Here is a 9,871-nt window from a genome sequence, read left to right as displayed (position 1 = left end):
GAAGGATATTCCAGGTTACCGCTTCGTAGAGACTAAGAAACTTCCAAACGGCGACACAGAGCACATTTATGAGAAGGTTGTTACTGCCCCTCAACAAAAACCGACTGAGCAATCTCCAACTATTAAAGCAACTAAAGAATTACCTAATACTGGTACGGTAGATCATGCAGCTTTGGCAGCTCTAGGAGTACTTGGTTTGATGAGCGGATTTGGACTTGTGTCTCGTAAGAAAAAAGAAGACTAATTCTATACTCGAGATTCTAAGTAGTATCCTTTAGTTTCTTAAACAAAAAACCAACTAATCATTGGATTAGTTGGTTTTTGTCTATTCTCGATTTTTCCAAGCTTGGTAACGGGTGTCAATCAAGAGTTGGGTTAAGCGCCCCATGATTTCTTTTTCATCAGGAGTGAGGGACTGGGCTTGGACAAAGAGATGGTGAACGTGTTCAATGACCTTGAAGGAAGAAAGGTCGTTGATAGAAGAGATACCTGCATCGAGAATGATTCCAAAAAAGAGGTCAAAGTAGAGCTGCAGTTCAGTATCAGGGACCGTCTCAACCCATTCCTTGAAGGTAGTATCGACTTGCTGGCTGTCACTATTGGTCTCGTCCAGTTGGACAAAGTGTTTGTCTTCAACCTGCCAACTAAAGGTGTCGTGCTGAGCAAGGCCACCTAAAGCGCTGCTTCGAACGACGATTTTTTTATCCGGAATTTCCAGCATCATCCCGATGATAGACCCTTGTGGGATAAATACTTTCGTTCTTTCCATCGTGTTTTGATAGCCAGATGTTTCGGTTAGTTCCTTGTGAAGCCCAGGGGAATCAAAAGTGTAGACAGCGACAATGTTTTTCTGCAAGTTTGGATTAAGTTGACTGGTAGCATAGACAGCTAGATTGCCCCCTTTTGAATGCCCTGCTAGGATGATCTTTTGATTGGGATGTTGGCCAAAAAAGTCCTCTAAATACTGGAGGGCATGTTTTTGAGCAGGAATTTCTTTCATATAGGTCATATGGAAATCTTCTTTCCAACCAATGATACTATCATCAGTTCCACGAAAAACAAGCAAATAGGTATCGAGACTGATACGATAAGTCATAGCCGCAAACTGTTTTTGCAATTCAGGATCGATATCATTGATAAAGTCTGAGAGCTTGCAATTTTTAAAGCGTTTGTGTTGAGTGAGCTGATCTAACAACTGGAGACGGTTCTTATTGGTCAGCATAGTCGTGTCTCTAGGGATTTGAGATGCAAGATCTATGAGGCGCTTTGGTTCTTGGGTGACTACATCATCAAAAGGAAGGTAGGTTAATTCAGTCAAGGCAAGAACATCTAACTCATTCACGGGGAGATCATAAAAGGAATCATACGCTACATCATTTAAGTAGTCAAAAATATTAGCCATAAAAGCTCCTTTCTCTATGTTTATCCTATCACATTTACCTAGAATTAGCTAGTGGGCTTGTTCGAATGACCTAGTAGGGTTTGATTGAAATACATAGAAGATAGATTGCTCCTATTTCAAACCTCTAAACGAGCTTACTTGTATGTTTTTGCCATCAATCCCATTTTCCTTTAAAATATTCTTCATCTCATTTACATCATCAGGCTGACCTGTGATAAGATAGCTGGCTTGATTGCCGTATTCATCAATAGCACGTTTTAAAAATTCTTGACTTTGAGAAAGTTCATCGCTAGTTTTATAAGTAAAATTCGGTGTTTCTTTAGCCAGTTCTTTCATCTCTTTATCAAAAATAGTCACTCCTTTGTCAAAATGATTGAGTATAATCGGACACTTACCAGCCCATTCTTTGATAAGGGGGCGTAGAGCAGAAATTCCAACATCAGATGCAAAGCAAACTAGTGGCTGATTCGTATCTTTAACAGTCAAAGAGGAATCCAGCCAACTCATCTCAATCTCACTTCCGGCAGGTAAATGTGTCAAGATTTCCTTAAAGTGGCTACCACTATTATGAGTTAAAATGAGGATTTCATCTTCATCAGGTGTGGAGGCAATGGTTAGCCATCGACTGGTTTGCTCTCCCTTAGCTTCATATTTACTAGCAGTAGACGAGGTATCAGGGAGTGTAAACTTAGCATAAGCCCCAGCTTTCCAGATTTGATGACTCGGTTTTGTGATATGAATTAAATATAGATCTCCGCTGGGGTTTTCGATGGATTTTATCGATAATGTCTGGCTTCGTCCAAGATAAGCGATGGCACCCCAAGTTATAAGGGCTAGTAATCCAAGTGTTGATAGAATGATAATGAACATTTTTTTACCTCTTTTCATTTTTTATGACTCCTGTTCTTAATTTTATGAATGAACTATAAAAAAATTCATTCATATCTTTTCAAAAAATAAAGAAAACCATTTTCTTTATTTTAGAACTCCTTTTATGAAGTTGGTTGCAAGTATTTCGACAGTTTTGCCAATGTCTGGAAAATCTTTTTCCGTGATATGCATATCCATATAGTAAAACAGATTATAAACCTGTAAAATATCTTGAATCTTTTCTGGCGAGTACCCTTCAGCCTGCATACGATTTGTAAAAGTTTTAACTAGAAACTGATGAAAAGGATTTGCGACTTTGCCTTTTTCCGAGGAATAGTAGCTGTGCAACTCATCTGCGATGGCAGGATTGTACCATTCTGCAAGGATTTTATTGGAAGAAACAAGAGTTCTGGAATGAGAAAATAGTTGACCAATGAGGTCGATCATGTCAATTTCCCAATCCAGTTCTTCGATCATAGCTTGGCGAACACGGTTGTTTTCATCTATATAGATGTCTAGAAAAATGGCTTCTTTACTCTCGTAATAGTTATAAAAAGAACCAACTGCAACACCAGCTTGCCTAGCAATTTCTGAAATTCCTGTTGCCTTGTAACCTTTTTTCGAAAAAACTTCATAGGCTGCTGTCTTTAAAGATTGTTTTTTGTCCAATATGATTTAACCTCCTTTGCTTTATGAATGAATAAATATATTCATTCATTCATATTCTAACAAATCATGGCTAGCTTGTCAATAAGAAGGCTAGATCTATTAAATAAGTTAAAGAAACGCTAACTAAATGAGCACAAAAAAGAAAAAATAGGATAAGGCTGGAACTATAGTTAAAAATAAGGTATGATATCAATGGGATTATTCTCTATTTAGTTTTCGTTTCCTAATCTGTATTTTAAAAATAAGTTGATAAACAGTAGGGATACTAATCCATAGATTTTTTATTAAGGTTTTTGATATTTTGAACAAGAGTAAAGGAGGAGCGCATGCACAAGATTTTACTAGTAGAAGATGACCAAGTCATTCGGCAACAAGTTGGGAAATTGCTCTCTGAGTGGGGATTTCAAGTCGTTTTGGTAGAAGACTTTATGGAAGTATTGAGCCTTTTTGTTCAGTCGGAGCCTCATTTGGTCCTCATGGATATCGGTCTGCCTCTTTTTAATGGTTACCACTGGTGTCAGGAGATTCGCAAGATTTCCAAGGTACCTATCATGTTTCTGTCTTCGAGAGATCAGGCTATGGATATTGTCATGGCGATCAATATGGGAGCGGATGACTTTGTGACTAAGCCTTTTGACCAGCAGGTCCTCCTTGCCAAGGTTCAGGGTCTGTTGCGCCGTTCCTATGAGTTTGGGCGGGATGAAAGTCTGCTAGAGTATGCAGGTGTGATTCTCAATACCAAGTCTATGGACCTGCACTATCAGGGTGAAGTCCTGAGCTTGACCAAGAATGAATTTCAAATTTTGCGGGTCTTGTTTGAACATGCTGGCAATATCGTAGCGCGTGATGACTTGATGCGGGAACTCTGGAATAGCGACTTTTTCATCGATGATAACACCTTGTCTGTCAACGTTGCTCGCCTGCGTAAAAAGTTGGAGGAGCAAGGTCTGGTAGGGTTTATCGAAACCAAGAAAGGGATAGGATACGGACTGAAACATGCTTGATTGGAAATCATTTTTTCTAGCCTATCTGCGTTCTCGCAGTCGCATCTTTGTCTATATTTTTTCATTAGGCTTTCTCGTCCTTCTCTTTCAATTTTTATTTGCTAGTCTAGGAACTTATTTTCTTTATTTCTTTCTGCTCAGTAGTTTTTTGACCTTCTTATTTTTGGCTTGGGATATTTTTGCAGAAGCTCAGGTTTACCGGCAGGAAATACTCTATGCTGAGAGAGACCCCAAGTCTCCTCTGGAATGTGCGCTAGCAGAAAAGCTCGAAGAGCGTGAGTCTGAATTGTATCAAAAGAAGTCGGAAGCTCAGAGCAAGCTGACGGATTTGCTGGACTACTACACCTTGTGGGTTCATCAAATCAAGACCCCCATTGCGGCTAGTCGACTTTTAGTGGCAGAAGTTTCTGATCGGGAGGTCAAGCAGCAACTGGAACAGGAAATCTTTAAGATTGACTCCTATACCAATCTGGTGTTGCAGTATCTTCGTTTGGAAAGCTTCCACGATGACTTGGTATTTGAAAAGGTTCAAGTGGAGGATCTGGTGAAGGAAGTGGTTCGCAAGTATGCCCTTTTCTTTATCCAAAAAGGACTGACGCTCAATCTCCATGACCTTGACAAAATCATCGTGACTGATAAGAAATGGCTGTTGGTCGTCATTGAACAAATCCTCTCAAACAGTCTCAAATACACCAAGGAAGGTGGGCTAGAGATTTATATGGAAGGTCAGGAGCTCTGTATCAAGGATACAGGAATTGGGATAAAAAATAGTGATGTGCTCCGAGTCTTTGAACGTGGTTTTTCAGGATATAATGGTCGTCTAACCCAGCAGTCGTCTGGACTTGGACTTTATCTATCTAAGAAAATTTCTGAAGAACTGGGTCACCAGATTCGCATCGAGTCTGAGGTTGGAAAAGGAACGACAGTGCGAATTAAGTTTGCGGAAGTGAACCTACTCATTGAGTAAAAAGAAATGCTAAGAACTTGGAAGAAATCTTTCAAGCTCTTCTTTAGATTTCTATGTAGTGAGAAAATAGGATAGAACAAAGAAAAAGGTAACTGGAATTTTTCCCGTTCACTATCTTTTAAATTGATTGAGTTCTTCAGAGAAAGGTTGTAAAATTTTTGATATAATATCAAGGATGGACTGATGGATATTTAAAGGATTATTTTCAAAAGAATGACAGGTGAGAATTAAAATATGTAAAATTGAAAAGAAGTCTCTCTGCCACCATCTAAGCAGAAACAAGAGTATATGAAATAAAAGGAGTAACCAATGACTGGAAATTATTCAACACGTGAATATCGTGAGAAATTATATGATGATCTTCATGTTCGATTAAGAGATACAGTGATTTTGATGTGTGCGATTTTTATTGCCTCTATAGGTTTAAATATGAATTCAACAGCTGTCATTATTGGAGCCATGCTGATTTCCCCTCTTATGACATCGATTGTTGGACTCGGATTTGGTTTAGCTATTTTTGATACGCGTTTAATCAAGCAATCTTTAGAGGTTTTATTTACTCAAGTATTGGTCAGTTTGCTTGTCTCGACTTTGTATTTCTGGATTTCCCCCTTATCTTATGCAAGTAGCGAGTTGATTGCACGAACCTCTCCAACCATTTGGGATGTTCTCATTGCTATTGCTGGTGGGATAGCAGGTGTAATTGGGTCAAGGAAAAAAGAAGCAAACAATATCGTGCCAGGAGTAGCCATTGCAACAGCTCTGATGCCACCTATCTGTACTGCAGGATATGGTTTAGCTAACGGAAATGTACGATTTTTATTTGGGGCTCTCTATCTTTTCTTGATCAACTGTGTCTTTATCATGCTAGCCAACATTATTGGAACAAGAATTTTGATGAGAAAATCTCCCTTAAGTTCATTTAAAGAGCTAAACATTAAAATGAAAATTGGCTTGATATCCTTGATTGTATTATTGGTTCTTCCAGCCAGTTATTCAGCAGTCACTCTGACGATAGATCAAGCGCGAAAAGAAGGGATCAAACAGTTTGTAGGAAAAGAGTTCTCTAATCATACGGTCATTAATCAAGTCTACAAGTCTAGGGACAATGAATTGGTCTTGACAGTTGTTGGAGATCCGATTTCAGAAGAAGAATTAGAAACGCTCCATCAAAAACAAGCCTCTTACGGTATTCAATCTGTTCAATTAAAAGTCAATCAAGTCCATAATTCGACAAAATTAGATAGTGAGATGACCAAGGAATTTTATGAAAACATTAACAAGTATATCGATCAAAAACTCTCTGAAAAAGATTCACAAAAAGATCTCGTAAAAGAAAATGAAGCAGACAAGGATTGAGGATATTGAACTTTTCTAACTCGAGGAAGCAAATCTTGGGAGGATATCCTATATCCAACAGTTAGTGGATAGAAAGGATTGTTGATGAGGATACCATTTGTGGTGGTTTGACCAATCACGACTAGCTCAGGTTAAATAAAATATAAAAAAGCAACAACTATTTCAGTTGTTGCTTTTTCTTACTGAAAAATGTTTCTCAGACAGTGATCGTTTTATTTTTCCACACGTGATTTGTTAGCGATATCAGCTAGGATAGCTGCTACAAACTCATCTACTGGGACAGTTTGTGTTTCTTTTTGGCCATAGCGGCGAACATTGACTGTTCCGTCTTCCATTTCCTTGTCTCCAACGATCAATTGGTAAGGAATTTTGCTCGTTTGAGAGGCACGGATCTTGAACTGCATTTTTTCATTGCGCTCATCCACATCAGCGCGGACACCGCGGTCACGGAGTTTCTTAGCCACTTCCCATGCGTAGTCCACGTGTTTTTCGTTAGAAACTGGGATGAGGGTTACTTGGTGTGGGGCCAGCCATGTTGGGAAGGCACCCTTGTAGTTTTCAATCAAGATAGCTGTGAAGCGTTCCATAGTTGAGATAACCCCACGGTGAATCATAACTGGACGGTGCTCTTCACCATCAGCTCCGATGTATTTAAGGTCGAAGCGTTCTGGAAGCAAGAAGTCAAGCTGGATAGTCGAAAGGGTTTCTTCTTTACCAAGGGCTGTCTTAACCTGAATATCCAATTTTGGTCCGTAGAAGGCTGCTTCCCCTTCAGCTTCAAAGTAGTCAACACCCATTTCATCAAGAGCTGCACGAAGCATAGTTTGAGCATTTTCCCACATCTCATCGTTATCAAAGTACTTATGAGTATCTTGAGGGTCACGAAGAGAGAGACGGAAGCGGTATTCAGTCAAGTTGAAGTCTTCATAAACATCGATAATCAACTGAAGGGCACGTTGGAATTCTTCTTGGATTTGTTCAGGAGTTACAAATAGGTGACCGTCGTTGAGAGACATTTCACGCACACGTTGAAGACCAGTGAGGGCGCCAGATTTTTCGTAACGGTGCATCATTCCGATCTCGGCGATACGGATTGGCAACTCACGGTAGGAGTGAACATGGTGTTTGAAAACTTGGATGTGGTGAGGGCAGTTCATTGGACGAAGGACAAACTCTTCACCGTCCCCCATGTCCATGGTTGGGAACATGTCTTCTTGGTAGTGATCCCAGTGACCAGAAGTCTTGTAGAGTTCAACAGAAGCAAGTGGTGGAGTGTAAACATGTTGGTATCCAGAAGCCAACTCCTTGTCGACAATGTAGCGTTCCAATTCACGACGGATAGTCGCACCGTTTGGCAACCAGAATGGAAGTCCTTGTCCGACTTCTTGAGAAATCATGAATAGGTCAAGCTCTTTACCAAGTTTACGGTGGTCACGTTCTTTAGCTTCTTCACGCATTTGAAGGTAGTTCTTCAAGTCTTTCTTGTCGAACCAGGCTGTACCATAGATCCGTTGCATCATAGCGTTGTCGCTATTTCCACGCCAGTAAGCACCAGCTACATGGAGAAGGTGGAAGATTTGGATGCGGCCTGTTGAAGGGACGTGCGGGCCACGGCAGAGGTCCACGTATTCACCCTGACGGTAGATGGTCAATCCACCCTCGTCTTCAGAGTGTTCTTCAATCAATTCCAACTTGTAAGGGTCGTTTTTGAAGATTTCACGAGCTTCATCTTTCGATACTTCTTCACGAATAGAAGGGAAGTTTTCTTTGACGATCTTTTGCATTTCTTCTTCGATACGAGGTAGGTCTTCGTTAGAGATTTGACCAGCCGTATTGTCGGTATCGTAGTAGAAGCCATCTTCGATAGCTGGACCAACTCCCAAGTGAATGTCTGGGAAAAGGCGACGAGCTGCTTGGGCAAACAAGTGAGCCGCTGAGTGACGCAAAATCGGAAGGGCATCTTCGTGATCAGGTGTCACGATTTCGATGCTTCCATCTTCAGTGATAGCACGAGTCGTGTCAATCAGTTTGCCGTTGAATTTACCAGCCAAGGCTTTTTTAGCTAGGGAATTGCTGATAGATTGGGCAATTTCAAAAGTAGTAACGCCAGATTCGAATTCACGAACAGCGCCATCTGGGAAAGTAATCTTAATCATGGTTTTCTCCTTAAATATTTATTCTATTTTTGTTGGACAATTTTAAGAGCCGAGCAACTTCTTCCGCAGTCTGATTCTCTGATTGACTACCATCTGTTACGAGGCTAGGATAGCCTAATCTCACCGCTTCCTTACGAACCATTTGAGCAAAAAGAATGTCTCGTTGCATCCAGTTTTCAAAAGCTTGCTCGGGGTTGGTTGTACCCTCTAAGACATAAGGAACCCATTCTCTCTGTATATAATGCTTTTTTTGAAAATCAGCTGTCGGAGTCAAGCATAGATAGGAAGATGCTGGACATTCAAGCTTCTTTACCAAGTGAGGCAAAAGTCCTGCTCCCTCCACCAAGAGAGGTCTGTTTTGATTCTTTATCAAGTAAGATTTTACATAAGGAAAAATCTCTTCATAAAAGCGCCATTCTTCATCTGCCATCTCTTCTGGATTTCTCATCCAGATTTGTTCTGGATTTCTATCCTGCCTAAGAAGGCAAATTGGCTGTGAGTCTGCACTTGCTTGACTCATCATCTCTTCTACCAAATCATCCAGTTTGATATGAAGTAGTTGATACTGTCTAGCAAGAAGTGAGGCAATTGTTGACTTTCCACTGCAAGGCGATCCGCCAATCATATAAAGCATCATTCTTCCTCCTTCTGACAAAATAAAAACGACATCCTAAAAGGACGTCGCAACGTGGTTCCACCTTCATTCATGTTCCTCAAAAAAGAGGGACACCTCTGATTGGCTTTAACGTAGCCACCGTTTTATGTTTTCATAAAAGTCAGTAGAGTAGTATCAGTTTAGGCTTTCTATGCGTTTCCAGCAACCACGCACTCTCTAGTAGAAAGGGACTAAGTGACTTGTCTCTATGCATTATTATAGCATGATTGCGAGAATTTTCAAGGCTTTTATCCTATTTTTTTACTTTTCTGCTTGTTTGTAAGATGGCTAAGACCTCTACCTGAAGCCATACCAAGTAGTGCGAAGATTTCATAGGCTACGAGATAAAGAAAAATGAATTCACCAAAGGTGATGATGGTAAAGCAATAGAGCAGACCAATACCGAGTAGCCACCAAAGTGAGAAATGAAATCGATAGCTATAAAGTAGTGATACGATAAAGGTTACCAGAGGTGAAAAGAGGATGATGTTGTAAATGTAGAGTCCCTTCAGTGTATATGGGTCAGAGATGAGTAGAGAGAGGAGTTCATAGAGTGGCCAGTAAAAAAAGAAAATGACAAGGTAGAATGGGATATGCTTAAGATAATTCCGCATGGCAATAGTCCTCCAATCTGGAAAAATTGAGAGATATTGTAGACCACATAATCCTAAATGAAGGGGAAATTTCTACTTATATTATAGCACGAGTTAGAAGCTCTTACAATTTAATCCAGTAATCGGTGATAGTGATCTTTTCGAGTGTTTTCTGTTATAATACTAACAAAAGAAG

At 40.1% G+C, this 9,871-nt stretch carries 10 protein-coding genes; 4 read left to right on the top strand and 6 right to left on the bottom strand.

Annotated features, from left to right (window positions below):
- Positions 1 to 244 (top strand): LPXTG cell wall anchor domain-containing protein (locus ADM50_RS05700; RefSeq protein ID WP_049484807.1); only part of this gene is annotated, 244 nt, incomplete at its 5' end.
- Positions 245 to 325: 81 nt separating this feature from the next.
- Here ADM50_RS05700 and ADM50_RS05695 read toward each other — a convergent pair.
- The 3 genes from ADM50_RS05695 to ADM50_RS05685 all read right to left on the bottom strand — a co-directional run bounded on the left by ADM50_RS05695 (position 326) and on the right by ADM50_RS05685 (position 2,947).
- Complete coding sequence (locus ADM50_RS05695) at positions 326 to 1,402, bottom strand: DUF2974 domain-containing protein (protein WP_049484806.1); 1,077 nt, start codon at positions 1,400 to 1,402, stop codon at positions 326 to 328.
- A gap of 111 nt (positions 1,403 to 1,513) precedes the next feature.
- On the bottom strand, positions 1,514 to 2,290 hold the full coding sequence (locus ADM50_RS05690) for a ferredoxin reductase domain-containing protein (RefSeq protein ID WP_049484805.1): 777 nt from the start codon (positions 2,288 to 2,290) through the stop codon (positions 1,514 to 1,516).
- Positions 2,291 to 2,377: 87 nt separating this feature from the next.
- Positions 2,378 to 2,947 carry a TetR/AcrR family transcriptional regulator gene (locus ADM50_RS05685; RefSeq protein WP_049484804.1) on the bottom strand — a complete coding sequence of 190 codons (570 nt, stop codon included), beginning with the start codon at positions 2,945 to 2,947 and terminating at the stop codon, positions 2,378 to 2,380.
- A 320-nt stretch (positions 2,948 to 3,267) separates the two neighbouring features.
- Here ADM50_RS05685 and ADM50_RS05680 point away from each other — a divergent pair, with 320 nt between their 5' ends.
- The 3 genes from ADM50_RS05680 (at position 3,268) to ADM50_RS05670 (ending at position 6,271) form a co-directional block, all read left to right on the top strand.
- Positions 3,268 to 3,945: a response regulator transcription factor gene (locus ADM50_RS05680; protein WP_049484803.1), complete on the top strand. Its 678-nt coding sequence runs from the start codon at positions 3,268 to 3,270 to the stop codon at positions 3,943 to 3,945.
- Positions 3,938 to 4,912, top strand: coding sequence for a sensor histidine kinase (locus tag ADM50_RS05675; RefSeq protein WP_049484802.1), 975 nt, complete (start codon positions 3,938 to 3,940; stop codon positions 4,910 to 4,912). Before ADM50_RS05680 ends, ADM50_RS05675 begins: the two co-directional genes overlap by 8 nt.
- 309 nt (positions 4,913 to 5,221) lie before the next feature.
- Positions 5,222 to 6,271 (top strand): DUF389 domain-containing protein, encoded by a 1,050-nt coding sequence (locus ADM50_RS05670; protein ID WP_049484801.1) that lies wholly within the window; start codon positions 5,222 to 5,224, stop codon positions 6,269 to 6,271.
- A 212-nt stretch (positions 6,272 to 6,483) separates the two neighbouring features.
- Here ADM50_RS05670 and thrS read toward each other — a convergent pair whose 3' ends face one another.
- From thrS to ADM50_RS05655, 3 genes are all read right to left on the bottom strand, one after another.
- Positions 6,484 to 8,427 (bottom strand): threonine--tRNA ligase, encoded by a 1,944-nt coding sequence (gene thrS / locus ADM50_RS05665; protein ID WP_049484800.1) that lies wholly within the window; start codon positions 8,425 to 8,427, stop codon positions 6,484 to 6,486.
- A 10-nt stretch (positions 8,428 to 8,437) separates the two neighbouring features.
- Positions 8,438 to 9,064, bottom strand: a complete 627-nt coding sequence (locus ADM50_RS05660; RefSeq protein ID WP_080983073.1) for an AAA family ATPase — start codon at positions 9,062 to 9,064, stop codon at positions 8,438 to 8,440.
- Between the two features lie 266 nt (positions 9,065 to 9,330).
- Positions 9,331 to 9,696 carry a hypothetical protein gene (locus ADM50_RS05655; protein WP_049484798.1) on the bottom strand — a complete coding sequence of 122 codons (366 nt, stop codon included), beginning with the start codon at positions 9,694 to 9,696 and terminating at the stop codon, positions 9,331 to 9,333.
- Between the last annotated feature and the right edge of the window lie 175 nt (positions 9,697 to 9,871).

Origin of the sequence: Streptococcus oralis (assembly GCF_001075675.1) — a bacterium.
Taxonomy (GTDB): domain Bacteria; phylum Bacillota; class Bacilli; order Lactobacillales; family Streptococcaceae; genus Streptococcus; species Streptococcus oralis_V.
This window is presented reverse-complemented; position numbering and strand designations above follow the sequence as displayed.